The organism is Methylobacterium oxalidis (assembly GCF_007992195.1).
GTDB classification, from domain to species: Bacteria; Pseudomonadota; Alphaproteobacteria; order Rhizobiales; family Beijerinckiaceae; genus Methylobacterium; species Methylobacterium oxalidis.
The window spans coordinates 1-1,330 of the sequence record NZ_BJZU01000285.1 but is presented as its reverse complement, the minus strand read 5'-3'; the positions used below and the strand labels follow the sequence as shown (position 1 = coordinate 1,330).

At 68.4% G+C, this 1,330-nt stretch carries 1 protein-coding gene; it reads left to right on the top strand.

The window, feature by feature from the left end; all coding sequences use genetic code 11:
* Positions 1 to 1,330, top strand: a 1,330-nt coding sequence (locus MOX02_RS30585) for a CHRD domain-containing protein (RefSeq protein WP_147029507.1), incomplete at both ends; no start/stop codon positions are given.

Sequence of the window (1,330 nt, the reverse complement as noted above, 5' to 3'; positions counted from 1 at the left end):
CGGTCATCTTCGACAGCACCGCGCTCGCGGCGAACTACACCTTCCGCATCGAGGGCATCGATTTCGGCTTGGCGACAGGACGACCGGCTCAGACGCCTGCGACCGCCGACGACGTCACCAGCACGCATTTCCACAATCAGGTGCGCGGTCAGAACGGGCCCGTCGTCTTCGGGCAGATCAACCCTGCGCAGGACACCGACGACTTGGCGGTCGTACCCAACACAGATGGCTCGTGGACGGTGAGCGGCCGCTGGGAGCGAACGGACCCGGCCAACGTCTCGATCGCCAACTTCGCCTCCGTCCTCGGAGCGGCCGCCGTCGGCACCGAGGTTCCGCTCTACTTCAACGTGCATACGGCGCAGTTCCCCGGCGGTGCCGTCAGGGGGCAGCTGCTCACCATCGCGGACGACGGCGACAACGCCGTGGCCGGCACGTCAGGCGCCGACATCCTGCCCGGGCTCGGCGGCAACGACACCTTCGGGGGGAGCCCCGGCAACGACGCCGTCTCCGGCGGCAGCGGGACCGACCGGGCGATCTTCTCCTTCGCGCTGGGTGCCGCGCAGGTCGGCACAACGGCGGACGGTGCCACCACGATCGCGGGTCCTGAGGGGACCGACACGTTCCGAGGCATCGAGGTGTTCCAGTTCGGCGACCGCACCGTCGCCGTGAACGACGGCTCGCCGCTCGTGGACGACCTGTTCTACCTCATCCGCAATCCGGACGTGGCCGCTGCGGGGATCGACCCGGACAGCCACTACGCTCAGTTCGGCTGGCGGGAGGGGCGCGATCCGAACGCCTTCTTCTCCACGGACGGCTACCTGGCCGCGCATCCGGACGTGGCGTTCTCCGGCGTGAACCCCCTCGAGCATTTCGCGCAAATCGGCTGGCGCGAGGCTCGTGATCCCGGAGCGAACTTCGACATCGAGGCGTATCTGAGGGCCAACCCCGATGTGGCGGCAGCCAACATCAACCCGCTGACGCATTTCCTCGCCTTCGGCCAGGAAGAGGGGCGCACGGCCTTTCCGACGATCGGCCGCGCCCGCGACATCGGTCCGGCAGGCTTCGACGCGGAGTTCTACCTCCTGGCCAACGGAGACGTCGCGGACGCCGCCCGCGTCGCCGGCGGCAACACCTTCGTGTTCGCGGCCCAGCACTATGACCGGTTCGGCTGGCGCGAGGGACGGGACCCGAACACGGTGTTCGACACCAGCGGCTACCTGGCGGCGTACGGCGACGTGGCCGCCGCGGGGATCAACCCGCTCATCCACTACAACCAATTCGGCTTCCGCGAAGGACGTGATCCCTCGACCGAGTTCGATACGACGGCCTA